23 protein-coding genes are annotated in these 24495 nt (G+C 74.3%); 12 read left to right on the forward strand and 11 right to left on the reverse strand.

Annotation, left to right across the window (positions count from 1 at the left end; genetic code table 11):
* The first annotated feature begins 15 nt into the window (after nucleotides 1-15).
* Both ADL22_RS19435 and ADL22_RS19440 read left to right on the forward strand, forming a co-directional pair.
* Nucleotides 16-1104 carry a Ku protein gene (locus tag ADL22_RS19435; protein WP_066980973.1) on the forward strand — a complete coding sequence of 363 codons (1089 nt, stop codon included), beginning with the start codon at nucleotides 16-18 and terminating at the stop codon, nucleotides 1102-1104.
* Between the two features lie 77 nt (nucleotides 1105-1181).
* On the forward strand, nucleotides 1182-1604 hold the full coding sequence (locus ADL22_RS19440; RefSeq protein WP_066980976.1) for an RNA-binding S4 domain-containing protein: 423 nt from the start codon (nucleotides 1182-1184) through the stop codon (nucleotides 1602-1604).
* Nucleotides 1605-1629: 25 nt separating this feature from the next.
* On the opposite strand, the gene ADL22_RS19445 is transcribed toward ADL22_RS19440, so the two are convergent.
* Nucleotides 1630-2091: a YchJ family protein gene (locus ADL22_RS19445; protein ID WP_066981063.1), complete on the reverse strand. Its 462-nt coding sequence runs from the start codon at nucleotides 2089-2091 to the stop codon at nucleotides 1630-1632.
* Nucleotides 2092-2274: 183 nt separating this feature from the next.
* Here ADL22_RS19445 and ADL22_RS19450 point away from each other — a divergent pair, with 183 nt between their 5' ends.
* Complete coding sequence (locus ADL22_RS19450; RefSeq protein WP_066980979.1) at nucleotides 2275-2469, forward strand: hypothetical protein; 195 nt, start codon at nucleotides 2275-2277, stop codon at nucleotides 2467-2469.
* A gap of 79 nt (nucleotides 2470-2548) precedes the next feature.
* The gene (locus ADL22_RS19455; RefSeq protein WP_066980982.1) at nucleotides 2549-4249 is read left to right on the forward strand and encodes a hypothetical protein; all 1701 of its coding nucleotides are present in this window, start codon (nucleotides 2549-2551) and stop codon (nucleotides 4247-4249) included.
* Nucleotides 4250-4282: 33 nt separating this feature from the next.
* Here ADL22_RS19455 and ADL22_RS19460 read toward each other — a convergent pair whose 3' ends face one another.
* Nucleotides 4283-5791, reverse strand: a complete 1509-nt coding sequence (locus tag ADL22_RS19460; RefSeq protein WP_066980985.1) for a PLP-dependent aminotransferase family protein — start codon at nucleotides 5789-5791, stop codon at nucleotides 4283-4285.
* Between the two features lie 101 nt (nucleotides 5792-5892).
* Here ADL22_RS19460 and ADL22_RS19465 point away from each other — a divergent pair, with 101 nt between their 5' ends.
* The 3 genes from ADL22_RS19465 to ADL22_RS19475 all read left to right on the forward strand — a co-directional run bounded on the left by ADL22_RS19465 (nucleotide 5893) and on the right by ADL22_RS19475 (nucleotide 8085).
* A complete protein-coding gene (locus tag ADL22_RS19465) occupies nucleotides 5893-6576 on the forward strand; it encodes a YczE/YyaS/YitT family protein (RefSeq protein WP_066980988.1) in 684 nt (227 codons plus the stop codon).
* Nucleotides 6573-7373: a glycerophosphodiester phosphodiesterase gene (locus ADL22_RS19470; protein ID WP_066980991.1), complete on the forward strand. Its 801-nt coding sequence runs from the start codon at nucleotides 6573-6575 to the stop codon at nucleotides 7371-7373. The genes ADL22_RS19465 and ADL22_RS19470 overlap by 4 nt, the downstream gene beginning before the upstream one ends.
* Before the next feature lie 334 nt (nucleotides 7374-7707).
* Nucleotides 7708-8085, forward strand: a complete 378-nt coding sequence (locus ADL22_RS19475; RefSeq protein ID WP_026170122.1) for an RNA polymerase-binding protein RbpA — start codon at nucleotides 7708-7710, stop codon at nucleotides 8083-8085.
* A 91-nt stretch (nucleotides 8086-8176) separates the two neighbouring features.
* On the opposite strand, the gene fxsA is transcribed toward ADL22_RS19475, so the two are convergent.
* The 5 genes from fxsA to ADL22_RS19500 all read right to left on the reverse strand — a co-directional run bounded on the left by fxsA (nucleotide 8177) and on the right by ADL22_RS19500 (nucleotide 13902).
* Nucleotides 8177-8773, reverse strand: a complete 597-nt coding sequence (fxsA, locus tag ADL22_RS19480) for an FxsA family membrane protein (protein ID WP_066980994.1) — start codon at nucleotides 8771-8773, stop codon at nucleotides 8177-8179.
* Nucleotides 8774-8807: 34 nt separating this feature from the next.
* Nucleotides 8808-9563: a polyprenol monophosphomannose synthase gene (locus ADL22_RS19485; RefSeq protein ID WP_066980998.1), complete on the reverse strand. Its 756-nt coding sequence runs from the start codon at nucleotides 9561-9563 to the stop codon at nucleotides 8808-8810.
* Entirely contained in the window at nucleotides 9560-11236 is a 1677-nt protein-coding gene (lnt, locus tag ADL22_RS19490) for an apolipoprotein N-acyltransferase (protein ID WP_107116340.1), read from the reverse strand. Before lnt ends, ADL22_RS19485 begins: the two co-directional genes overlap by 4 nt.
* 527 nt (nucleotides 11237-11763) lie before the next feature.
* Nucleotides 11764-13401, reverse strand: a complete 1638-nt coding sequence (locus ADL22_RS19495; protein WP_066981000.1) for an amidohydrolase — start codon at nucleotides 13399-13401, stop codon at nucleotides 11764-11766.
* A 60-nt stretch (nucleotides 13402-13461) separates the two neighbouring features.
* Complete coding sequence (locus ADL22_RS19500) at nucleotides 13462-13902, reverse strand: Lrp/AsnC family transcriptional regulator (protein ID WP_026170119.1); 441 nt, start codon at nucleotides 13900-13902, stop codon at nucleotides 13462-13464.
* Between the two features lie 223 nt (nucleotides 13903-14125).
* Between ADL22_RS19500 and ADL22_RS19505 the strand changes: the two genes are divergently transcribed.
* Nucleotides 14126-14542, forward strand: coding sequence for a hypothetical protein (locus ADL22_RS19505; RefSeq protein ID WP_066981069.1), 417 nt, complete (start codon nucleotides 14126-14128; stop codon nucleotides 14540-14542).
* A 34-nt stretch (nucleotides 14543-14576) separates the two neighbouring features.
* Here ADL22_RS19505 and ADL22_RS19510 read toward each other — a convergent pair whose 3' ends face one another.
* The 3 genes from ADL22_RS19510 to ADL22_RS19520 all read right to left on the reverse strand — a co-directional run bounded on the left by ADL22_RS19510 (nucleotide 14577) and on the right by ADL22_RS19520 (nucleotide 18172).
* On the reverse strand, nucleotides 14577-15716 hold the full coding sequence (locus ADL22_RS19510; RefSeq protein WP_066981003.1) for a phosphotransferase family protein: 1140 nt from the start codon (nucleotides 15714-15716) through the stop codon (nucleotides 14577-14579).
* A complete protein-coding gene (locus tag ADL22_RS19515) occupies nucleotides 15713-16858 on the reverse strand; it encodes a hypothetical protein (protein ID WP_066981006.1) in 1146 nt (381 codons plus the stop codon). The genes ADL22_RS19510 and ADL22_RS19515 overlap by 4 nt, the downstream gene beginning before the upstream one ends.
* 141 nt (nucleotides 16859-16999) lie before the next feature.
* Entirely contained in the window at nucleotides 17000-18172 is a 1173-nt protein-coding gene (locus tag ADL22_RS19520) for an acyl-CoA dehydrogenase family protein (RefSeq protein ID WP_066981008.1), read from the reverse strand.
* 365 nt (nucleotides 18173-18537) lie between these two features.
* Between ADL22_RS19520 and ADL22_RS19525 the strand changes: the two genes are divergently transcribed.
* On the forward strand, nucleotides 18538-19851 hold the full coding sequence (locus tag ADL22_RS19525; protein ID WP_066981011.1) for a glycoside hydrolase family 18 protein: 1314 nt from the start codon (nucleotides 18538-18540) through the stop codon (nucleotides 19849-19851).
* 94 nt (nucleotides 19852-19945) lie between these two features.
* On the opposite strand, the gene ADL22_RS19530 is transcribed toward ADL22_RS19525, so the two are convergent.
* Nucleotides 19946-20602: a TetR/AcrR family transcriptional regulator gene (locus ADL22_RS19530; protein ID WP_066981014.1), complete on the reverse strand. Its 657-nt coding sequence runs from the start codon at nucleotides 20600-20602 to the stop codon at nucleotides 19946-19948.
* Between the two features lie 200 nt (nucleotides 20603-20802).
* Between ADL22_RS19530 and ADL22_RS19535 the strand changes: the two genes are divergently transcribed.
* From ADL22_RS19535 to ADL22_RS19545, 3 genes are all read left to right on the forward strand, one after another.
* Nucleotides 20803-21417, forward strand: a complete 615-nt coding sequence (locus tag ADL22_RS19535; protein ID WP_066981017.1) for a DUF6230 family protein — start codon at nucleotides 20803-20805, stop codon at nucleotides 21415-21417.
* Nucleotides 21408-22442: a DUF6114 domain-containing protein gene (locus ADL22_RS19540; RefSeq protein WP_199836334.1), complete on the forward strand. Its 1035-nt coding sequence runs from the start codon at nucleotides 21408-21410 to the stop codon at nucleotides 22440-22442. The genes ADL22_RS19535 and ADL22_RS19540 overlap by 10 nt, the downstream gene beginning before the upstream one ends.
* A 180-nt stretch (nucleotides 22443-22622) precedes the next feature.
* Complete coding sequence (locus ADL22_RS19545) at nucleotides 22623-24146, forward strand: aldehyde dehydrogenase family protein (protein WP_066981020.1); 1524 nt, start codon at nucleotides 22623-22625, stop codon at nucleotides 24144-24146.
* The last annotated feature ends 349 nt before the right edge of the window (nucleotides 24147-24495 follow it).

Raw genomic sequence — 24495 nt, forward strand, 5'->3', positions numbered from 1 at the left:
CACAAGGGGCGAACTATGCGATCTATCTGGAATGGGTCCATATCGTTTGGCCTGGTCACCATCCCCGTGAAGACCTACAGCGCCACCGACCGCACCTCGTCGGTCTCCTTCGTCCGCGTCCACGAGAAGGACGGCGCGCCGATCCACTACCGCAAGGTCTGCGAGCTGGACGGCGAGGAGGTCCCCAACGAGGAGGTCGGCAAGGGCTATCAGCCGCCCGGCGACGACACCATCGTGCCGATCACCGACGAGGACCTCTCCCGGCTGCCGATGCCGACCGCCAAGACGCTGGCGATCCTCTCCTTCGTGGACCCCTCCGAGATCGACCCGCTCCAGTTGGACAAGGCGTACTACCTCGGCCCCAACGGGGCGTCCGCGGTCCGCCCGTACACCCTGCTGCGGGAGGCGCTGGAGCACCACGAGAAGGTGGCGATCGGCAAGGTGGCGATGCGCGGCCGGGAGAGCCTGGCGATGCTGCGGGCGCACGACGGGGCGCTGGTGATGCACGCGCTGCTGTGGCCGGACCAGATCCGCTCCCCGGAGGGGCTCGCGCCGGAGGACGTCAAGGTCCGCGAGAACGAGATGACGCTGGCCGAGACCCTGATGGACTCGCTCGGCGAACTGGACCCGGCCGAACTGCACGACGACTACCGCGAGGCGGTGGAGGAGCTGGTCGCGGCCAAACGGGAGGGCGGCGCCCCGCTCGCGCCCGCCGCCCCGGCCGACACCGGTGCCCAGGTCATCGACCTGACGGCCGCCCTGGAGAAGAGCCTGCGGGCGGCCCGCGGCGGCGAGCGGGCGGCGGGCGAGGACGCGGCGGGCTCGGTGACGCCGATACGGGGGCGGGGCGGGAGCGGGGCGCGCAAGGCCGCCCCCAAGGCCGCGGGGAAGTCGGCGGCGAAGGGCGGGTCCGGGGGCGGGTCCGGCGCAGCGGCGAAGGCCGGGGCGGGCGCGGCCGGGAAGAAGACCGCCAAGCGCGCGTCGTCGTCCTCGGCGTCCTCGGCTTCCTCGTCGTCCCGGGGCTCGTCCTCGTCCTCGTCCGGCAAGGCCGCCGCCAAGAAGCAGACCCGCGCCAAGCGCTCCGGCAAGTCCACCGCCTCGTAGGCCCGGCCGCCCGGTTCCCGCACTCCCGGGGGCTGCCGCGCTCCCGCCGGGCCCCCGTGGTCGCATACAGTCGCGGCATGGGTTCCGACGAGGGGATGACCACCGCCCGGGTCGACAGCTGGATCTGGTCGGTGCGGCTCACCAAGACGCGTTCGGCGGCCGCGGCGGCCTGCCGGGCCGGGCACGTCCGGGTCAACGGGGAGCGGGTGAAGCCGGCGCACGCGCTGCGGGCCGGTGACGAGGTGCGGCTGCGGCAGGCCGGCCGGGAGCGCGTCGTGGTGGTGGCGCGGCTGCTCCGCAAGCGGGTGGGCGCCCCGGTCGCCGTGGAGTGCTACGTCGACAACAGCCCGCCGGTGCCGCCGCGCGAGCAGATCCCGGTCATCGCCGTACGGGACCGCGGCGCGGGCCGCCCCACCAAGCGCGACCGCCGCGAACTGGACCAGCTGCGCGGCCGGCTCGGCCTGGGCCCGGACGCGCCCGGCCCCGACGACCGGCCCTGACGGCCCCGCCGGGCGGGCGGCCCGGCTACGCGTCGGGCAGCGCGTCCAGGTAGACCCACCGGCCGTCCTCACGGACGAAGCGGCTGTGCTCCTCCTGGCTGCCGGTGCGGCCGTGCGCGGTGTAGTGGGCGCGGAAGGCGACGGTGCCCTCGCCGTGGAAGGCGCTGCCGCCGGACGTGGAGAGGATCGCCAGGCCCGTCCAGCGCACCGCCGGGTCGAGGTCGAGGGCCGGCGGGCGGGTGGTGGAGTGCCAGCTGCGGAGCAGGTAGGCGGTGTCGCCCACCGCGAAGGCGCTGTAGCGGGAGCGCATCAGCCGCTCGGGCGTCGGGGCGGCGGCGCGGCCCTGGTGGAAGGGGGCGCAGCACTCCCCGTAGGTCGCCTCGCGGCCGCACGGGCACGGGGAGGTCTCGGTGACGGCGGGCGGGGCGGCGGGGTTCCGGCGGGTGCGCCGCCCGGTGGCGCGCGGCGGCTTCCTGGAGTGTGACACCCCATGATTGTGCCGGTCGGGGCGGGTGCGGCCGGCGGCGGGCCGGGCGGGCACCGGACACCACTGGCCCATTTGGGCGATTTCCACGATAAATACGCCGTTTGCGGCTTTTCATGGCTTGATACCGCAGGTGAGGCTGGAAGAACTCACGGTGACCGTCCCCACACCCAGGAGAGAACCCTCATGATTCTGTCCATTTCCGGCGTCGTCCTGCTCGGTGTCATCGTCTTCCTCTTCTTCCGCAAGGACGGCCTCAAGTTGTCCCACGCGCTGGTGTGCGCGCTCTTCGGGTTCTACCTCGCGGGCTCGGCCATCGCGCCCAGCATCAAGGCGGGCGGCGCCAGCCTGGCCAGCCTGCTGGGCGGGATCAAGCTCTAGCTGCCGCCCCAGGCATCCCCGCCCCGGCTCGCCGCCCACGAGCCGGCCCGCCGCCCGTACGACCCCCTGGAGGCACGCCGTGGCCCGGCGCCCCCTGCCCCGCATCCTCACCGGCAATGCCCTGACCAGCAGCGCGCCCATCGCGCGCGGCCGCGAACTGGCGCGGACCGCGGCCGATGGCGCGACCGATGTGCTCCACCCGCTGATCACCATCAGCCGGGGCCTGCGCCGGCTGGCGGTGGCCGGGCGGGGACGCTGGGCCGCCACCCCCAAGGAGCGGCGCGGGCCGCTGGGCTTCCTGGCCGCCGCCGGGGTGCTCGCCGTGGCCCTCGTCCCGTACGGTCCGCTGCTGGCGGGGGCCGCGGTGCTGGCCGCGGCGGCCTGGACGGGCCGGGACCGGCCGGCGCCGCCCGCGACCGGCCCGGACGAGGCGGAGACCGGACGGCTGCGGACGCTCTACGAGGCGCTGGTCCCGCACTTCTCCGCCGAGGCCGACCCCGCCCCGCTGTACGCCCACGACGGCGACTGGCAGCGGGCGTTCGGGGACCACGCCTTCGACGGCGACGGGCGGCTCACGCGGCTGAGCCTGGCGTACCCGGCGTACTTCCCGGACGGCGAGGACGGCGCCCGGGCCCGCGTCGAGCAGCTGCTGGCCGCGAAGTCCGGGCGCGGCCGGGAGTACCGCTTCGTCTGGGACGAGGAGGCCGGCCGGCTGGAGATGGCGGTGCTCGGGCCGCTGCCGGCGGACATCGCCGCGCAGCGGTTCGTGACCGCGCCGGGCGAGACGGTGCTCGGCTTCACCGACCCCGACGCCGTCCAGCGGACCCTGCCGGTGGCGCGCGAGGAGGGCGGGACCCGGGACGTGCCGCCGGTGGTGTGGCGCACCGGCCGGCGGTCCACCGAACCGCATCTGCTGGCGCTGGGGCAGCCGGGCGCGGGCGCCACGACGCTGCTGCGCTCGCTCGCGCTCCAGGCGCTGCGGCACGGCGAGGTGGTGGTGATCGACGGCGGCGGCACCGGCGAGTTCGGGTGCCTGGCCGGGCGGCGCGGTGTGCTGGCCGTGGAGAGCGGGCTGGCGGGGGCGCTGGCGGCGCTGGAGTGGGCGGCGCACGAGACCGAGCGGCGGCTGGTCGCGGCGAACCGGGCGCAGCAGGCCGGGCGGCCCGCGCCGGCGGAGGCCCGGCGGCCGCTGTGGATCCTCGCGGACCGGCTCACCGCGCTCTCGCACCTGGCGGCGGTGGAGGGCCGGGACGATCCCCAGCGGCTGCTCCAGGTGCCGCTGCGGCACGGCCGGGCGGCGCAGGTGACGGTGGCGGTGGCCGACCAGTTCGAGACCGCCGAGCTGCTGAGCGACCCGGTGCGGGCGCACACCAGGGCCCGGGTGGTGCTGGGCGCGGCCACCGCCGAGGAGATCCGCGCGGTGCTCGGGGCGCCGCCGCCCACCACCCCGCTCCCCCAGGTCCCCCCGGGGCGCGGCTACGCCCGGCTCGGCACCGGCCCGGTGCTCCGCCTCCAGGTGCCGGCGACCCCGGACCCGTACGACGAGGCCACCGGCGCCGCCCACCGGAAGGCCGTACTGGCCCTGCTGCCGGAACGGACCGTCCCGGGGGACGACGCGGCGCGGGGAGAGAGGGCGGGGCAGGACGGCGCGGGCGCGCCGGGCGATGCGGCAGAGGCGGGCGACGCGGCGGAGCGGGCGGACTCGGACGGGCCGGCGGACGCGGCCCGGCAGCCGGTCTCCCTGGCGAAGCAGGCGGCGGACGGCCCGCCCGCCTCCTGAGACCTTCGCCGTCCGGTCCCGGCCGCCGCGCCCTCAGGCCACGAACGCGTGCGGAGCGCCGGCCTCCGCCGGTGCGACGCCGGTGGCCACCAGCTGCGCGGCGTGCGCCAGCCGGACCACGGCCTCGTCGGCGACCGCGCCGCTGACCGTGAACGGCAGCCGGACGAAGCCCTCGAAGGCCCCGTCCACGCCGAAGCGCGGCCCCGAGGGCACGCGCACCCCGAGCCGCTCCCCCGCCTCGGCGATCCGCGAGCCGGAGAGCCCGCCGGTGCGCACCCAGAGGGTCAGACCGCCGCGCGGCACGCTGAACTCCCAGTCGGGCAGGTGCCGTTGGAGCGCCTCGACGATCGCGTCGCGGTTCTCCCGGGCCTGCTCGCGGCGGATCCCCACCGCCTCCTCCCAGCCGCCGCTCTCCAGCAGCGAGGCGATGGCGAGCTGTTCCAGGACGGGCGAGCCGAGGTCGGAGTAGGCGCGGGCGGCGACCAGGCTGCGGATGATGTCGGGCGCGGCCCGGACCCAGCCGATCCGCATCCCGGCCCAGAACGCCTTGCTGGCCGAGCCGACCGTGATCACCGCGCTGCCCGCGGGGTCGAACGCGCAGACCGGGCGGGGCAGTTCGGTGTCCGCGTCGAGCACGATCTCGGTCATCGTCTCGTCCACCACCAGCAGCGTGCCGGCCGAGCGGGCGGCGTCCACCAGGCGGCGGCGCTGGTCCTCGGTGGCGAGCGTGCCGGTGGGGTTGTGGAAGTCGGCGACGACATACGCCATCCGGGGCGCGGCGTCCCGCATCACCTGGCGCCAGACCGGGATGTCCCAGCCGGCCAGCCGCTCGCCGAGCCCGACCGGGACGAGCCGGGCGCCGGCGTCCCGCATCAGCTGGAGGATGTTGGCGTACGAGGGCGAGTCCACCGCGACCCGTTCGCCGGGGCTCGTACAGAGCCGGCAGATGGCGGCGACCGCGCCCATCGCGCCCGTGGTGACCATGATCTGCTCGGGCATGGTCGGTATGCCGCGGGCGGTGTAGCGGTCGGCGAGGGCCTGCCGCAGGACGGGCAGGCCGGCCGGGTAGTCGCCGTGGGTGTGCGCGTACAGCGGCAGGTCGGCCATGGCGCCCTGGACGGCGCGGGTGAGCCAGGGCTCGGGGGCCGGGAGGGCGGCGCAGCCGAGGTCGATCATCGAGCCGGCGGCCTCCGGCGGGAGCGGTTCCAGGCCGCGGGTGGGCAGCGGGTTGCCGGCCGGGACGGCGGTCCAGCTGCCCGAGCCGCGGCGGGACTCCAGGAAGCCCTCGGCGCGCAGCGCCTCGTAGGCGGCGGCGACGGTGGTGCGGCTGACGCCGACCGCGGCGGCGAGCTCCCGCTCGGCGGGCAGGCGGGCGGCGACCGGTACCCGGCCTTCGAGGACGAGCAGGCGGACGCCGTCGGCCAGGCCGCGGTAGGCGGGCAACTTCCGCCCGTTGGCGGTGAGTTCGGCGGCCCGCGGATCCTGCGACCGGAGGAGCCGGGCGAGCTGGGGCGCTCCCACCGCGGAGGTCCACTGCGCCATGAAGATCAGTCCACCTTCCCCGAATTGGCTCTACTTCCCGAGCCGGGACACGCCACATGGTGACACGCACCAGTCCAATCCCACCAGGAGGGGGAAGCGTCGTGTCCGTCACCCAAGGGTCCACCGGTCCGCGGCCGCGTCTGCCGCGCCGGCTCGTCCAGCTCTATCTGGGGCTGGTGCTGTACGGCGTGAGCATGGGCCTGATGGTCCGCGCGGGCCTGGGCCTGGAGCCGTGGAGCGTGCTCAACCAGGGCATAGCACGCCACACCGGGTTGTCGATCGGCATGGTGACGAACGTCATAGGGGCGCTGATCCTGCTGCTGTGGATCCCGCTGCGGCAGCGGCCGGGCCTGGGCACGGTCTCCAACGTGGTGATCCTGGGCTTCGTCATGGACGGGACGCTGGCGCTCGTACCCCCGCTGCACGCGCTCGCCGTCCGGATCCCGCTGCTGGCCTTCGCCGTCCTGCTCAACGGGGCCGCCACCGGCCTGTACATCACCGCCCGCTTCGGCCCCGGCCCCCGGGACGGCCTGATGACCGGGCTCCACCTGCGCACCGGCCGCCCGGTCCGGCTGGTGCGGACCTGCCTGGAGATCGCCGTGGTGGTGGCCGGTTTCGCGCTCGGCGGCTCGGTCGGCGCCGGGACGGTGGTGTACGCGCTGGCCATCGGGCCGCTGGCGCAGTTCTTCCTGCGCCGGTTCGCCATCCCGGGGCTGCCGGAGCGGCCGTCCCCGGTGGTGGCCCGCTCCGCGCCGGCCCCGGAGGGCGCGATACTGCCTGAGTGAGCACCGCGATACGCCTCCGCCACCCCTATCTCGACCACCCCGGCCCGCTGCCGTTCGCGCACCGGGGCGGGGCGGCGGACGGCCTGGAGAACACCGCCGCCGCCTTCCGCCGCGCGGTGGCCCTGGGCTACCGCTATCTGGAGACCGATGTGCACGCCACGTCGGACGGGGCCCTGGTCGCCTTCCACGACGCCACCCTGGACCGGCTCACCGACTCCCGGGGCGCGCTGGCCGAGCTGCCGCTGCGGGCGGTCCGCCGGGCCCGGGTCGCCGGGCGGGAGCCGCTGCCGCTGTTCGAGGAGCTGCTGGAGGAGTTCCCCGAGGCCCGCTGGAACGTCGACCTGAAGGCGGAGGCCGCGCTGGAGCCGCTGCTGGACCTGCTGCGCCGCACCGGCGCCTGGGACCGGGTCTGCGTCGGCTCGTTCTCCGAGGCCCGGGTGGCCCGCGCGCAGCGGCTGGCCGGCGGCCGGATGGCCAGCTCGCTGGGCACCCGCGGCGTGGCCGGGCTGCGGCTGCGCTCCTACGGGCGCGGGGCGGTGCCGCTGGACCGGCTGCTGGGCGCGGCGGTGCGCCGCAACGCGGTGTGCGTGCAGGTGCCCGAGCGCCGCTCCGGGCTGCGGGTCGTCGATCCGCTGCTGCTGCGCGCCGCGCACGCGCTGGGCATGCAGGTCCATGTCTGGACGGTCAACGACCCGGCCCGGATGGCGGCCCTGCTGGACCTCGGGGTGGACGGCATCATGACCGACCGCGTCGATACCCTGCGCGCGGTGATGACCGAGCGGGGCTGCTGGGCGTAGCCGGGCGGGCCGGGCACGTACGGGAACGCCGACTGCCGTGATTCCGCTACCTGACCTGACCGGATTTAGCCGTTCGGCATGCGGGGCGGTAGTGTACGCCCTTGGCTCACCGGACGGACCGTTACTGCGCGCTCAACTCCGTGAGGCGTTGGGTGACATCTGCTGCCAGATGTGACAAACCGGGCGTTGGTGGGTACAACAAGGGGCGGCACGACGGGCGACGCAGGCGACGCATGTCCCGATGACGGGAATCTTCACCGCCGACCGGACGTTGACCGGATGACGACGACAGCGACACCTGTCCTGTGGGCGACAAGCCCGGGAGGCACGATTCATGAGTGAGCGAGCTCTCCGCGGTACGCGCCTCGTGGTGACCAGCTACGAGACCGACCGCGGCATCGACCTGGCCCCGCGCCAGGCGGTGGAGTACGCATGCCAGAACGGACATCGGTTTGAGATGCCGTTCTCGGTCGAGGCCGAGATTCCGCCGGAGTGGGAGTGCAAGGTGTGCGGTGCGCCCTCGCTTCTGGTGGATGGCGATGGCCCTGAGGAGAAGAAGGGCAAGCCCGCGCGTACGCACTGGGACATGCTCATGGAGCGGCGGACCCGCGAGGAGCTCGAGGAGGTGCTGGCCGAGCGGCTGGCCGTCCTCCGCTCCGGCACCATGAACATCGCCGTGCATCCGCGCGACAGCAACCGCAAGTCAGCCTGACGAGCGGGCCGCGATAAAGCGGCATAGAGCAGAGAAGGGCCGGGGCCACCGGATCACGGTGGCCCCGGCCCTTCTTGTGCGTGCAAAGAGATCAGGGAGTCAGCGGCGGATGCCGCCGCCCCGCCGGACGGGACTCCTCGCCGCCCGGCCCGGACCCGGCGGGCCCGTCCTCGCGGATGACCTCGCCCTGGACGACCTTCCCGTCCGGCTGGTGCATCCGCACCTGCTGGTAGACATCGCGGAACGAGCCCGGCGCGGAGCCCGCCGAGCGGGTCAGCAGCTTGTCCGCCCGGCGCAGCAGCAGCCGGCCGGTCGGCGGGAAGAGGCAGAGCAGCCCGAGCACGTCGGACAGCAGCCCGGGCAGGATCAGCAGCAGCCCGCCGATCATCGGCAGGGTGTTGCCGGTGCCCCTGGCGCCGGTCTCGCGGGAGGCGGCCGGGTCGCCGGTCTGGAGGGCGCCGGTGAGGTTCCGCCAGGCGCGGCGCCCGGCCCGCTTGATCACGGCGCTGCCCGCGACGACCCCGGCGAGCAGCAGCAGGAAGACCGTCACCCCGTTGGTGGCCCCGCCGACCACCGTCAGCAGCCAGATCTCCAGCACCATCCAGGCGGCGACGCCCAGCGGGGCGAACCGGCGGGCGCGCGAGCGGGGCGGGCGGGGACTCGGCGGTGGCGTGGCTCCGAACGTCATGCCCCCAGTGTGCCTGGCCCGGCGGCCCGGTGGATCAGCGGCCGCGGATCTTGCTCACCTTGGAGCCGACGCCCCAGGCGGTGATCCGCCACAGCGCCTCCACGACGATGTCGCGGCTCATCTTGCTGTCGCCCAGCTCCCGGTCCACGAAGGTGATCGGCACCTCCACGACGTGGTAGCCGGCCTGGACGGCCCGGCGGGCCAGGTCGACCTGGAAGCAGTAGCCCTGGGAGGCCACCTCGTCCAGCCCCAGGCCCTTGAGCGTCTCGGCCCGGAAGGCCCGGAAGCCGCCGGTGACGTCGCGGATCGGGACGTCCAGCATGACCCGGGAGTAGGTGCTGCCGCCGCGGGAGAGGAACTCGCGGTACTTGGGCCAGTTCACCACCCGGCCGCCGGGCACCCAGCGCGAGCCGAGCACCAGGTCGGCGCCCTTGAGGGCGGTGAGCAGGCGGGGCAGCTCCTCGGGCTGGTGGGAGCCGTCCGCGTCCATCTCGACCAGGACGCCGTGGCCCTGCTCGATGCCCCAGCGGAAGCCCGCGAGGTAGGCGGCGCCCAGCCCTTCCTTGCCCTTGCGGTGCAGCACGTGGACCCGCTCGTCCTCGGCGGCCAGTTCGTCGGCGAGCTTGCCGGTGCCGTCCGGGCTGTTGTCGTCCGCGATCAGGACGTGTGCCTCGGGGACGGCGGACCGCACCCGCGAGACGATCGGCTTGATGTTCTCCGCCTCGTTGTACGTCGGAATGATCACCAACGTGGTGCCGAGCGGACCGTACTGCCGCTGACCGTCTGTCACTGCTGCCCCTTCTCGTCCTTCGGTCGCCCGCGCCGGCCGGCGATGACGGCGGCCCCGCAGGACAGGAGGCCCACGATAGCGAGCAGCCACTCGGGAGCCGCGCCAACGCGGTCGGCGAGCGTCGTTTCGTCGCGCAGAGGGATGCGCGCCGACACCACGCCCTGGGTGAATTCGGGAATCTGGTGCGTAACGGTCCCGTCGGGGGCGACCACCGCGCTGATGCCGCTGGTGGCCGCGGTGACCACCGCCCGGCCGTGCTCGACGGCCCGCAGCTTGGACATCGCCAGCTGCTGCTCGGGCTGGCCGGTCCGCCCGTAGGTGGCGTTGTTGGTCTGGATGACCAGGGCCCGGGCGCCGGCGCCGACGGTGTCGTGGACGATCTCGTCGTAGGCCACCTCGAAGCAGATGACGTCGCCGAGCCGGGCCGGGCCGACCTTCAGCAGACCGGTGTGGTTGCCGGGGTAGAAGTCGCGGGGCACCCGCTGGAACCGCGTGATGATCTTGCTGAGCTGCTCCCGGAACGGCACGTACTCGCCGAACGGCACCGGGTGCTGCTTGGTGTACGAGGCGCCGGGGCCCGTCCTGGGGTCCCAGACGATGCCCTCGTTGAAGACGTAGCCGGGCTTGGACGGGTGGTCGACCAGGGCGCCGACCAGCACCGGCACGCCGATCGCCTTGACCGCCTCGTCGATCCGGTCGTACGCCTGCGGGTACTGGTACGGGTCGAGGTCGGAGGAGTTCTCCGGCCAGATGACCAGGTCGGGCTTGGGGGCGCGGTGGTGGCGGACGTCGTCGGCGAGCTTCTCGGTGGCGGTGGCGTGGTTGTCGAGGATCTGCATCGGGCGGCCCAGGAAGTCCATCCCGGGCCGCTGGACGTTGCCCTGCACCACGGCGATCCGCACGGTGTCGTCGGCCTTGGTGGGGACCGGCACCGCGAGCCCGGCGAGGGTGACGGCGGCGGCCAGCCCGAACGCCTCCAGGGCCCGGACCAGCCCGCGGGTCCCGCCGCGGCGGCGCACCAGGCCCCATCCGGCGACCGCGGCGGCGCCCAGCAGCCCGCCGGCCAGCGCGACCGCGAACGTCACCAGCGGGGCGCCGCCGAGCGCGGCGAGCGGGGTGAACGGCGAACCGGTGTTGGCGAACGCCAGCCGGCCCCAGGGGAAGCCGCCGAACGGCAGCCGGTCCCGGGCCCACTCCTGCGCGACCCACAGGCAGGCGGCCCACAGCGGCCAGCCGGGCAGCCGGGAGGTGAGCGCCAGGCCCGCGCCCAGCACCACCACGAACAGCGCCTCGGCGACGGACAGCCCGGCCACCGCGTCCCAGCCGATCACATGCAGCCACTTCAGCAGGACCAGGAAGAACGGCAGGCCGAACGCGAAGCCGGTCCAGGCGCCCTGGCGGGCCCGCCGGCCGCGGGTCAGCAGCGCCAGCGCGGCCACCGCCACCAGCGACAGCGGCCACAGGCCGTACGGCGGGAAGGCCAGGGCCAGCGCCAGGCCGGCCACGGCGGCCAGGGCGGCGCGGGGGGCCTCGCGCCGGGCCAGGGCGGCGAGCCGGCGGAGGCGGCCGGGGCGGCGCGCGGTGCCGGCCGCGGCGGGCGCGGTGGACGGCACCGGGCCGCCGGGCGCGGTGGAGCGCACGGCTGCTGCGGTGGTGTCGGAACCCGATGACACGGTCGCGGGCCTTCCTTGCAGGTCGTCCGGTAGTCAGCTGACCGTACATCGCAGGGGCGCCGGCGCGGGCCCGGGGTGCGCGAGGGTGCGGGAATGACCTGGGCGGGAGCGGGCGCGGGCGGGGCGCGGGATACGGATCGGGGCCCGGCGCCCTTCGGGCCGACCTGGGACCCGCTGGCTGCGGGTCGACCGAGAGCCGTTGTCTACTGAGCGCCGGGCCCCACCCGGGTCGCACCTGCCGACCGGCCTGGCCATCGCCCCGTGCCGCTGGCGCTGGACCTGGCTCCCAGTGGCGGTGTGCCGGATGGCTCGCCGCCCCGTGGCCCAGCTGCGTCGACGACTGCGCGGAGGTCTCCCGGTCGGACGTCCTGTGGTGGACCCGGCCGAACCTACCGGCCGACCGGCGGCCGCTGTCAACAGTCGCCCCGCCTGCGTCGTTTTCGCGTCGTCCCAGGTCAGTGCCGAGCCTTCCCAGGTAGGGCGCGGGCGTTCGGGCGCCGGGTCCGGCGGCACCGGCGCCCGCGATGTCACTCGTTCGGCCGGTCGAAGACCGTCCGGCCGCCGACGACCGTGCGCAGGCAGCGCGGGAGGGCGGCGCCGGGGGTGAGATCGGGCAGGCCGGGGGTGCCGGAGCGGGGGTCGGTGGACCAGCGCTCGACCCGCTCGTCGGGGGCCTGGACGAGCAGTTCGCCGGTGTGCCAGACCGCGTAGTCGGCCGGGGCGCCGGGCACCAGGACGCCGGCGTCGTCGCGGCCGATGGCGCGCCAGCCGCCGCGGGTGTGCGCGGTGAAGGCGGCGCGGGCGGAGATGCCGTGGCCGGGGGTGCGGTGGAAGACGGCGGCGCGCACGGTGCCCCAGGGGTCGAGGGGGGTGACCGGGCTGTCGGAGCCGAGGGCGAGCGGGACGCCGGCCTTGAGCAGGGCGGCGTACGGGTTGAGGCCGGCGGCCCGTTCGGCGCCGAGGCGGGCGGCGTACATCCCGTCCGGGCCGCCCCAGGCTGCGTCGAAGGCGGGCTGCACGGAGGCGGTGAGCGCGAGGTCGGCGAAGGCGGCGATGTGCGCGGGGGTGAGCATCTCGGCGTGTTCGACGCGGTGCCGGGCGGCCCGGACCCGGGCCGTGCCGAGCCGGTCGGCGGCGGCCCGGACGCCGTCGGTGACGGCGGTCAGCGCGGCGTCGCCGATGGCGTGGAAGCCGGCCTGGAGCCCGGCCTCGGTGCAGGCGGCGACATGGGCGGCGACGGCGTCCGCGTCGAGGTGCGCGGTGCCGGTGTGCGGGGCGTCGGCGTAGGGGGCGTGCAGATGGGCGGTGTGCGAGCCGAGCGAGCCGTCGGCGAAGAGGTCGCCGGCCGCGCCGAGCGCGCCGAGCTCCCGGATCCGGTCGGCGTCCTTTGCGGATGCGACGAGTTCGGCCCAGTAGCCGATGACGCGGGGGCCGGTGCCCTCGGCCGCGAGGGCGAGCAGCCCGGCCAGGTCGTCCTCCCCGGAGATCTCCGGTCCGGCGCACTCGTGGACGGTGCCGATGCCCAGCGAGGCGGCCCGGGCCAGCGCGGCGGCCTGCGCCTCGGCGCGCTGGGCGGGGGTGACGGTGGCGTACGCGGCGGCCCGGACGGCGTGGTGGGCGTCGCCGGTCAGCGGGGCGCCGGGCGCGTAGCCGGACCGTTCGCGGATGCCGGGGACGAGGTCGAGCAGGGCGGTGCTGACGACCGCGGAGTGCACGTCGATCCGGGTGAGGTAGAGGGGGCGGCCGCCGGCCGCGGCGTCCAGTTCGGCGCGGGACGGCGGGCGGCCCTCGGGCCAGGCGGCGGCGTCCCAGCCGTGGCCGAGCAGCACGGCGCCGGCCGGGCGGGCGGCGGCGTACTCCGTGATCCGCCGCAGCGCCTCGGCGAGGGTGGCGGTGCCGGAGAGGTCCAGCCCGGTGAGGGTCAGCCCGGTGGCGGTGGTGTGCACATGTGCGTCCGTGAACGCGGGGGTGACCAGCGCGCCGTCGAGGTGGACCACCTCGTCCACGCCGTCGGCGAAGGAGTCGGCCGCGCCCTCCTCGCCGACCCAGGCGATCCGGTCGCCCTCGACGACCATCGCGGTGGCGAAGGGGTCGGCGGGGCTGTGCACCTCGCCGCCGCGCAGGAGGACGGTGCGGTGGGGCTGCTCGGGGTTGCGCTCGCTCATACCGGACAGTCTCGCGCCTGCGCGGGCGCGCGCGGCGCCCGGGGTCGGCTCCCGGGCGGGTCAGATACGCGGCGGGCGGGCCTCGTACGGGGTGGAGAGCACCACCGTGGTGCGGGTGGAGACCCCGGCCAGGGTGCGGATGCGGGTGAGCAGGTGCTCCAGCTCCAGCGGGGTGGCGACCCGGACCTTGAGGATGTAGTTCTCGTCGCCGGCGACGCTGTGGCACGCCTCCAGCTCGGGGACCTCGGCGAGCCGGTCGGCGATGTCGTCGGGGGCGCTGGGGTCGAAGGGTTTGACCGAGATGAACGCGGTCAGCGGCAGGCCCACGGCCTCGGGGTCGACGATGGCGGCGTAGCCGCGGATCACCCCGCGCTGTTCCAGGCGGCGCACACGCTGGTGCACCGCCGAGGTGGACAGGCCGGTGGCCTTGCCCAGGTCGGTGTAGCTCATCCGCCCGTCCTTGACGAGCAGATCCACGATTTGTCGGTCCAGCTCCTCCACCCGCTCAACCTACTGTGCGCGGGCGCGCACGCGCATCGCGCACCGGATGCTGGACGCCCGGGCGGCGCCCTGTGTGAGCAACGCCACACCGGCGGCAACGGGTCCGGGGGGCGCCGGTGATTATGCGCCCGGCATGAGGGGCATTGCTCGTGTTGGCCGAGACCGCCGGTCACACGAACGAAGTCAGCGGTCCGACGTGGCCCACCCGAGGGGGATGGACATCATGCGACGCCTTGAGCAGGAATCCGCCGCGGCCGGAATCGACGCCCAGGAGGGCGACAGTCCCGGCTTCCCGGACGGCTTCGGTGCCGACGATCCCTTCGACACCTTCGAGATCTACCGCGTCACCTGCCCGGACTGCCGCCGGCCGATCGCGCTGCTGGCCGACGAGGACACCCTGCCGGAGCACGCCCTGTGCCCCTCGCCGTGGAACCCGTTCGCGCTGACGGTCTGCCCGGGCTCCGGCCGGCCGGCCGCCGACGCCCCGGACACCGAGGACACCGCGGCCGCCGAGGAGCGGGACGCGGCGATCCTGCTCACCCTGCCGGAGACCCTGGACTGGCGCCGCCAGCCGTTCTCGCACCCCGGCGGCCCCGGTGAGCGGCCGGCCCGGGTGCCGCGCGCCCGCCGCCGGGCCTGACGCCCCGCACGCCACCCCTGCCGGCCGCGGTGGTTCACCAGTAGCGGCCGGCCAGCATCGCCTCCAGCGCGTCCCGGTGCAGGATCAGCCCGTCGGGGTCGTCCGGGACCGGCACCTCGCCGAAGTGCACGCGCCGGTAGGCGATCCGCAGCATCACCACGGCGTGCCGCAGGGCCGCGTAGAGGGTGAAGAACTCCATCGCGCGCGGCCGGTGGCCGGTCAGCCGGGCGTAGCGGCGCTCCACGCGGTCGCGGTCGAGGAAGCCGGGCAGCCCGCGCCGGCCGCCCTGTTCGGCGAGGTCCTGGAAGAAGCGGTGGAGGTAGATCATCCAGCCGAGGTCCAGTTCGCGCGGGCCGAGCGCGGCCAACTCCCAGTCGAGCACCGCGGCCGGTGCGAAACCGTCGTAGACGATATTGCCGATCCGGGCGTCGCCCCAGCTCAGGACGGTGTCGCCGGGGTCGTCGGCACCGGTCGGCCAGTGGTCGGCGAGCCAGCCGAAGCCGCGCTCGATCAGCGGTGAGCGCGGCAGGCCGTCAACGACCCAGTGGTAGTAGGCGCGTTGGGCCTCGACATGGCGCCGGAGCGGGGTGCCGGGGCCGGGCAGCGCCAGGAACGCGGCGGCGTCCGCGGGCACCTGGTCGTGCAGCCGGGCCAGGACGGCGACGCTGGCGGTCTCCAGGCGGTCGCGTTCGGCGCCGGTGGCGTCGTGCAGCCAGTTCCCCTCGTAGGTGTACGGCATGACGTCGGGCGGGACGCGGCCGGCGGCGCGGGCCATCACGAAGAACGGCGCGCCGAGGGGCGCGGGGTCCTCCTCCAGCCAGAGGGTGCGCGGCACCGGCAGGTCGGTGCGGGCGGCGACCAGGGCCATGGTGCGGTACTGGCGGGGCATGTCGTAGCGGGGGAAGACGGTGTACGCGGCGGGGTCGGCGGCGAGCCGCAGGGCGCAGGCGGCCGGGATGCGGCCCGGGCGGCCGGAGGCCGGAAGGCCGGCGGCGGCCGGGTCCGGGTGCGCGATGTCGAAGAGCAGGGTCTCGCTGGACATGCCGTTGGAGGCGGGCACGGTGGCGGCGGTGGCGCGGGCGCCGGGGAGCTTGGTGCCGAGCCAGGCGGTGAGCCGCCGGGTGAGGTCCTCGGGGTCGCGGGTGGTGGTGCGGGGGCGGGGCGCGGTGGTCATCGGGCGGCCTCCCCGCGGCGGGCCGGGGCGACCGCGTCGTAACCGGTGAAGCCGCTGGGGTCGTGGCGGCCGAAGCTGCCGTGTTCGAAGATGCCGTAGCCGGTGCGGCCGCCGAGGGTGAAGCGGGCGGCGTGGTCGGTGACGCCGTAGGCGGCGCGGGGGTGGGCGGCCGGGTCGGTCAGGTCGTAGCTCCGGCGGTCGGTCCAGCCGCGGCCCTGCCAGGTGCCGTGCTGCCAGTCGTCGGCGGGCGGGTAGCCCGCGCCGAGGGCGAGCGGTGAGGAGGTGAGGATCTCGGCGGTGAGGTCCAGGGGTTCGCGGTCGGGGCCGGTGAGGTGGATGACGGCCCGTTCGGGGTGGCGGGTGCCGGGGCGGTAGGTGATGTCGGCGTACGGCCAGCCGAGTTGGCGGTCGCGGGCGCCGTCGCGGACCAGCAGGGCCTCGTTGAGGGTGCGGTGCCCGTCGGCGTCCTCCTGGAGGATGACCATGACGAAGCGGTCGTCGAAGCGGACCGGGCACCACAGCCAGTGGAAGCCCTCGGTGGGCGCCTCGGCGGCGGCCCGGCCGCCGTCCTCGCCGGGTATCGGGCGCACGCCCCAGCTGCGGTCCCGCGTGCCGGTCCACTCCCCCGCGGTCACGGTGAGCCGTTCGCCGGCGGCCGTGATCGTGCCGGTGCAGGTGCCGGCCTGGACGAAGCGGCGGCCCTCCAGGATGAGCCGGCCGCCGCGGTGCTGGGTGTGGTGCGGTTCCCAGGTGGCGGGGAAGGCGGCGGTCCAGGTCAGGTCGTAGGCCAGGCCGTCCGGGTCGGCGGGGTCGGGGTCGCAGGTGAGCCGGAGGCGGCGCAGGGGCTCCTCGACGGTGATGGTGAGCGGGCCGACGGTGAGCGCCAGGCGGTCGTCGGTGAGCGCGTCGGAGGCCCGGACGGCGTGCAGCCGGTCGCCGAGCCGGAGGGTGGCGTAGGCGTCGATGACGCCGGTGTTGGGGTAGACGCCGAGGCCGGCGATGAGCAGGGCGCGGCCGGTGTGGTCCAGGACGTGGAAGATGCAGCGGTCGTAGGCGTTGCGGTCGCTGGTGGCGACCTGCCGCATGGAGAGCGGTGCCTGGTGGATGGGGTATTCGTCGAGCGCGATCGGACGGTCGGACACGGTCCCCTCCTGGGCTCGGCCGTACTGCGGAAGTGGCAGGACTGAGCGAGGAGTTGACGGTACGTCAGATAGCCGGGGCAGGCCACACCCCGGCGGTGCGCGGTCCGGGCGGAGCGGGTGGTGCGGCCCCGCCCGGGACCGTCAGTGCGACTCGGGGCCGGCCAGATGGCGGGCGATCACCATCCGCTGGATCTGGTTGGTGCCCTCGACGATCTGGAGCACCTTGGCCTCGCGCATATAGCGCTCAACGGGGAAATCGGCGGTGTAGCCGTAGCCGCCGAGCAGCTGGACGGCGTCGGTGGTGACCCGCATCGCGGTGTCGGTGCAGAAGAGCTTGGCCATCGCCGCCTCCTTGGCGAACGGCAGACCCGCGTCGCGCAGCCGGGCGGCGCTCAGATACAGCGCCCGGCCGGCCTCCACCTGCGTCGCCAGCTCCGCGAGCATGAACCGCAGGCCCTGGAAGTCGGCGATCGGGCGGCCGAATTGGCGCCGGCCCGCGGTGTACGCCAGCGCCTCGTCCAGCGCGGCCTGGGCGACGCCGATGGCGCACGCGGCGATGCCGAGCCGGCCGGAGTCCAGGGCGGAGAGCGCGATGGAGAAGCCCTGCCCCTCCTCGCCGATCCGGCGGGCGTCGGACACCCGCACCCCGTCGAAGTGCAGCTGCGCGGTCGGCGAGCCCTTCATGCCCATCTTGCGCTCGGGCCGGGCCGCGGTGAGCCCCTCGGCGTCGCCGGGGACGAGGAAGGCGGTGATGCCGTGCGGACCGCTGCCGCCGGTGCGGGCCAGCACGGTGTAGAAGTCGGCGATCCCGCCGTGGGTCGTCCACGCCTTGGTGCCCTCGATGGTCCAGACGTCGCCGCTGCGGGTGGCGCGGGTGGTCAGCGAGGCGGCGTCGGAGCCGGCGGCGGGCTCGGAGAGGCAGTAGGCGCCCAGCAGGCCGCCGCCGAGCATGGCCGGCAGGTGCTCGGCGCGCTGCTCCTTGGTGCCGTAGCCGGCGAGCGCGTGGCAGGCCAGGGTGTGCACGCTGACGCCGAGGCCGACGGTGAGCCGGGCGGCCGCGAGCTCCTCCAGGACCTGGAGGTAGACCTCGTAGGGCTGGTCGCCGCCGCCGAACTCCGACGCGTACGGCAGGGAGAGCAGTCCGGATTCGGAGAGCAGGGTGAACAGCGCGCGGGGGAAGCGGCCGGCTTCCTCCTCCTCGGCGGCCGGCGGGCGGATCTCGCGCTCGGCGAGCTCCCGGACCAGGGCCATCAGGTCGCGGGCCTCCTCGGTGGGCAGCCTGCGGTCCACCGGCGGGGGAACATACTCGGTCATGGCGGCGCTCTCCTCCCTTTCGGGCGCTGCGGCGACGCGCGCGCGGGGTGGGCGGCGGCGCCGGTATCCGTCGTGCCTCGGCCGATGATCGCCCTCCGGGTCGCGGATGGCGATGACCTGCGGCTGTGGCGCTAGGAGTATGCCCGATCGGCGGCCCGCCGTCACGGGTCGATCTTCGATCACCGGCCCGTACCGGGCCACTTGGCGGCCGGACCGGACCGGGACACCGAATTGGTCCGAACCATTGACGCACTGGTCTAGTCCTTCTACCTTCTCACCAACGTTCCGCGCGTTCATGCCAATTCGGCAGGCATACGGGCCGGGACGCCGCCCTGCTCCACCCTCGCCCCCTCCGAGGAGACGACATGATCGGACCGCACCGGAAGCGGGCCCCGCGGCAGCTGCTCGCCACCGCGACCGCCCTGTGTACCGCGGCCCTGGCCGGCACCCTCTTCGCCGGCTCGGCCTCCGCCCACCCGTCCCCGGCCGGCGCCCCCACCGCCGGCCGCCCGGCCGCCGCGGCCCCCGCGAAGACCGCCACGACCGCGACGACCACCGCGAGCACCGCGGCCGGCAGCAAGGTCGTCGGCTACTTCACCGACTGGGGCATCTACGACCGCAACTACCAGGTCAAGAACATCGAGACCTCCGGCTCCGCGGCGAAGCTGACGCATATCAACTACGCCTTCGGCAACACCCAGGGCGGCCGGTGCTCCATCGGCGACGCCTACGCCGACTACGACAAGGCGTTCACCGCCGACCAGAGCGTCGACGGCAAGGCCGACACCTGGGACGACCCCAACGGCCTGCGCGGCAACTTCAACCAGCTCCGCAAGCTCAAGAAACTGCACCCCAACCTCAAGGTGCTGTGGTCGTTCGGCGGCTGGACCTGGTCCGGCGGCTTCACCGAGGCCGCCAAGAACCCGGCCGCGTTCGCCCAGTCCTGCTACGACCTGGTCAAGGACAAGCGGTGGGCGGATGTCTTCGACGGCATCGACATCGACTGGGAGTACCCCAACGCCTGCGGTCTGACCTGCGACTCCAGCGGCCGGGCGGCGTTCACCAACGTCCTCAAGGCGGTCCGGGAGAAGTTCGGCCAGGGCAGCCTGGTGACCGCGGCGATCACCGCGGACGCCTCGGACGGCGGCAAGATGGACGCCGCGGACTACGGCGGCGCGTCCCAGTACGTCGACTGGTACAACGCGATGACCTACGACTACTTCGGTGCCTGGGACGCCAAGGGCCCGACCGCCCCGCACTCCCCGCTGACGTCGTACAACGGCATACCGAAGGCCGGCTTCAACGCCACGGACACCATCGCCAAGCTCAAGAAGCTCGGCGTCCCGGCGAACAAGCTGCTGCTGGGCATCGGCTTCTACGGCCGCGGCTGGCAGGGCGTCACCCAGGACGCGCCGGGCGGCACCGCGACCGGCGCGGCCCCCGGCAAGTACGAGGCGGGCATCGACGACTACAAGGTGATCAAGGCCCGCTGCCCGGCCACCGGCACGGTCGGCGGCACCGCGTACGCCAAGTGCGGTGACCAGTGGTGGAGTTACGACACCCCGCAGACCATCGGCACCAAGATGGCCTTCAAGGACGCCCAGGGCCTGGGCGGCACCTTCTTCTGGGAGCTGAGCGGGGACACGCCGAACGGGGAGCTGATCAAGGCGATCCGGTAGCGGGACCGGCCACGGGTACGGGGAACGAGCGGGCGGGAGGCATCGACCTCCCGCCCGCTCAACTTGCTTGCCTGCCTGAGTGTTTGACGTGGCGTCATAAAGTGGTCGGCCGAGGAGGCGCCGGAAAATCCGGCTCGTACTCCTCGATCAGCCGCAGGGTGTCCCCCAGGCCGCGCACCAGCAGCGAGACCACCGTCTCCCGGGGCAGCTCCGGCCGCTCGATCCAGTCCAGGGTGACGCCCTCCACGCTGGAGAGCCAGCCGGTCAGCGCCGTCCGGGCGAGCGGCGGGATCTCCTCGCGGCCCCAGGCACCCCGGGCGATGGTCCCCAGCAGCCGGGTGCGGACCCGGGCCCGGATGGCCAGCACCTCGGCGTCGAAGCCGACCCCGCCGGTGACGATCGCGCGGTAGGCGGCCTGGTGGTGCTGGGCGTAGCGGAGGTAGCCGTCGACGGTGCGCCGGACGCGTTCGACGGGCGGCAGCTCATGGGTGCTGCCGGCGCGCTGGACCAGTTCGCCGACCGCGTCCTCGATGATCGCCAGGTAGTAGCCCCGCTTGCTGCCGAAGTAGTAGTAGATCAGGCCCTTGGCGACGCCGGCCCGGCGGGCGATGTCGTCCATGGACAGCGCGTCGTAGGACGTATCGGCGAACAGCGTCCGCCCGGTGGCTATCAGTTCGGCGCGGCGCACCCGCGACCGCTCGGTACCGCCGGGCCGCGAGGCCGTCCGTCCGCGCTGTTGACTCTTATTCAAAATCCGCCCTACTCTCCAACTGCCGGGTAATCAGGCGAGTATGACAGCGCGTCACACCGCTGTTGCCGGTCCGCGACGGGCGTGCCCCAGTCAGCCGTACCACCGCCGCGGACAGTCACGTCATCTCCATACCTCCGCACCTCCGCGTCTCCACTCAGCACTTCCCTCGCGCATTCGACCACTGCCCCGGGGAGGAACCGGTGAGCACTCCGCACAGCAGGGCACCCGAAGGACGGACCTCCTGGAAGAAGACCGCGGTGGCGGCGGTACCCGCGGTACTCGCCGTGGGCGCCCTGGCCACCGTGATGGCCCAGGGCGTACTGGCCGCCTCGTTCGCGGTGTCCGGCACCAACTTCCAGGTCTCCTCGGGCCGGCTGACCAGCAGCGGCCTCGCCTCGTACGTGCACACCGACCGCGACACCGACGACCGCGGCCACCCGGTGGCGCTGCTGGGCATCGGCAAGGCCGAACTGGCCGACATCTGCCAGGCGGCGCGGGTGCCGACGCCGGTGGGGACGGTGGTGTTCAAGCTGACCGCGGGCGGCGCGGCGGGGCCGGTGCGCGCGGACAGCCTCGTCATCGACGGTGAGGACCTGGTGGGCGACGCCCGGTTCGGCACCGCGCAGATCGGCCGGGACGCCGGGACGCTGGACGCGGTGCCGGGCGTGAAGGGCCCGCGCGGGAAGTTCGGGCTCCAGGCCGGGAACATCGAGGTGGCCGGCGTCAAGTCGCACGCCTGGTCGGCGACCGGCGGCAACTTCCGCCTCAAGGGCCTGCGGGTGAGCGTCAGCCTGGACGGGCGGACGTGTTTCTGAGGGCGCGGCGGGCCCGGTGGGGCGCCCGGCTCGACGGGGCGCCGCCCTGGCCGGAGCGGCGGGCGGCGCTGCGGCGGTGGCGCCGCACCCGCCCCTTCTGGGCCGGCCTGCTGCTCCTCCTCGCCGGCGCGGAGCTCCTGATCATCCCGCTCTCCCCGCTGAACGTCCTGGTCAGCCTGGGCCTGGGCGGACTGGCCGCGCTCGGCATCGGCCTGGCGCTGATGGTGGCCGGCCTCTTCCTCTGGTACGCCCCGGCCGCGCACCACTACGTGAGCGTCAACGCGCTGATCCTCTCCGTCCTCTCCTTCGCCGCGACCAACCTCGGCGGCTTCCTGGTCGGCACGCTGCTGGGCATCGCGGGCGGGGCGCTGGGGTTCGGGTGGACGCCGGGGGTGGCGGAGGCGGGGGCGGCGGAGGCGGGGGCGCCGGCGGAGACCGGGACGGAAGCGGCGGGGTCCCCGGTGGGCGGTACGTCCGCGGACCGTACGCCTCCGGGCCCGCGCGGCGCCGCCGGCGGCAAGGCCCTCACCGCCGCCCTCCCCCTCGCCCTGCCCCTCGCCCTGCTCACCGCCCTCGGTGGCCCGGCGCAGCGGGCCGGCGCGGCCCCTCCCCCGGCGCCACCGGCCCCGCCGACCGTGACCACCACCCGCTTCGCGCCCCAGGGCTTCACCCTGGCCGGGGTCACCACCGTCCCCACCGTCAACGGCCCCCGGAAGGTGATGGTGCTCCGCATGCGGGCCGCGTCACTCACCGACTACCGCCTCACCACCCACGACGCCCAGGGCCCCCAACTCGGCCTGTCCGCCGACGCGTTGGACCTCAAGGGCGCGGTGACCCTCTACCTCACCAAGTTCAGCGGCTGCATCGAGGGCGTGCTCTGCCTCACCTTCACCCCCGACACCCTCCCGGTCCCCCCGGTCGTCCCGCCCTTCGTCTACATGACCCGGGTCAGCGCCGAACAGGCCCTCGTCACCTCCGACGTGATCGTCGCCAACGGCCTGCGCCTCCAGGCAGCCGGCCACTGACCACCGGCGGCCGCCCCCACGCCACTCGCCCCCAACACGCCCGGAACTGAACGCCCTCACCGGACGCCCCCTTGCCCGAAGCCCCCAACCGCACAACCCTTACCGCTACGGCGCTGACCGCCCGGCACGGGACGCACCGTCCCACCCGCCGCTGCCGAACGACCCGCAAGGAGGCCGCCCGTGGCACGCTACGCGAACCCTGGTTCCCCCGATGCCGTGATGTCCTACCGGTCCCGCTACGACCACTGGATCGGCGGGGAGTTCGTGGCCCCCGCGCAGGGCCGGTACTTCGAGAATCCGACACCGGTCAACGGCCAGGCGTTCACCGAGGTCGCCCGGGGCACCGCCGAGGACGTCGAACGCGCCCTGGACGCCGCGCACGCGGCCGCCCCCGGCTGGGCCCGCACCCCCGCCGCCGAACGCGCCGCCGTCCTCAACCGCATCGCCGACCGGATGGAAGCCCACCTGGAGGAGCTGGCGGTCGCCGAGAGCTGGGAGAACGGCAAACCGGTGCGGGAGGCGCTGGCCGCCGACATCCCGCTCGCCATCGATCACTTCCGCTACTTCGCGGGCGCGGTCCGCGCCCAGGAGGGCACCCTCTCGGAGATCGACGAGGACACCGTCGCGTACCACTTCCACGAGCCGCTGGGCGTGGTCGGCCAGATCATCCCCTGGAACTTCCCGATCCTGATGGCCTCCTGGAAGCTCGCCCCGGCGCTGGCCGCGGGCAACGCCGTGGTGCTCAAGCCCGCCGAACAGACCCCCGCCTCCATCCACTTCCTGATGAGCCTGATCGCCGACCTGCTGCCGCCGGGCGTGGTCAACATCGTCAACGGTTTCGGCGTCGAGGCCGGCAAACCGCTGGCGTCCAGCCCCCGGGTGGCGAAGATCGCGTTCACCGGCGAGACCACCACCGGCCGGCTGATCATGCAGTACGCCTCCGAGCACATCCGGCCGGTCACCCTGGAACTGGGCGGCAAGAGCCCCAACATCTTCTTCGACGACGTCTCCGCCGCCGCGGACGACTTCCGCGACAAGGCCCTCGAGGGCTTCACCATGTTCGCCCTCAACCAGGGCGAGGTGTGCACCTGCCCGTCCCGCGCCCTGATCCAGCGCGGCCACTACGCCGACTTCCTCGCGGACGGCGTGGCCCGTACGGAGCGCATCGTCCAGGGCCACCCCCTCGACACCGACACCATGGTCGGCGCCCAGGCATCCAACGACCAGCTGGAGAAGATCCTCTCCTACATCGACATCGGCCAGAAGGAAGGCGCCCGCGTCCTGACCGGCGGCACCCGCGCCGAACTCGACGGCGAACTGGCCGGCGGCTACTACGTCCGCCCCACCGTCTTCGAGGGCGACAACACCATGCGGATCTTCCAGGAGGAGATCTTCGGCCCGGTCGTCGCCGTCACCCCGTTCACCGACTTCACCGACGCGATCTCCCTCGCCAACGACACCCTCTACGGCCTCGGCGCCGGCGTCTGGACCCGCGACGGCTCCACCGCCTACCGCGCCGGCCGAGCCATCCAGGCCGGCCGCGTCTGGACCAACTGCTACCACGCCTACCCGGCCCACGCCGCCTTCGGCGGCTACAAACAATCCGGCATCGGCCGCGAAAACCACAAAATGATGCTCGACCATTACCAGCAGACCAAGAACCTGCTGGTCTCGTACTCACCGAAGAAGCTGGGCTTCTTCTAACCAAACACGAGGAAGGCGCCTGACCTGGGCTTTTACCGGTCCGCCAGGCGCCTTCCGCTCGTACCGAGCAGACCAGGGATCGGTTTACGCCATAACTCCCAGTTCCTCCCCCTGGTCTCCCGCCCCTGACCAGCTGTTCCGGACCAGTCGCGGACCAAAACTCCGACCCACCCCGCAGGCGCCCCTCCCCGACTGGCGCGGTCCCACTCCATCATCGACTGCTCGATGAGGCGGTTGGCCTGCTCCCGGAGCCCGTCCAGGAATTTGGCGTAGTGGCGGAAGAGGACGGCGATGCTCTGCCCTGCGCGGCGAGCGCATTCGGCAGGGTCCACACCGGAGTACAGCCAGA

The sequence above is a fragment of the Streptomyces sp. NRRL F-4489 genome (assembly GCF_001509485.1).
Lineage (GTDB): Bacteria > Actinomycetota > Actinomycetes > Streptomycetales > Streptomycetaceae > Streptomyces.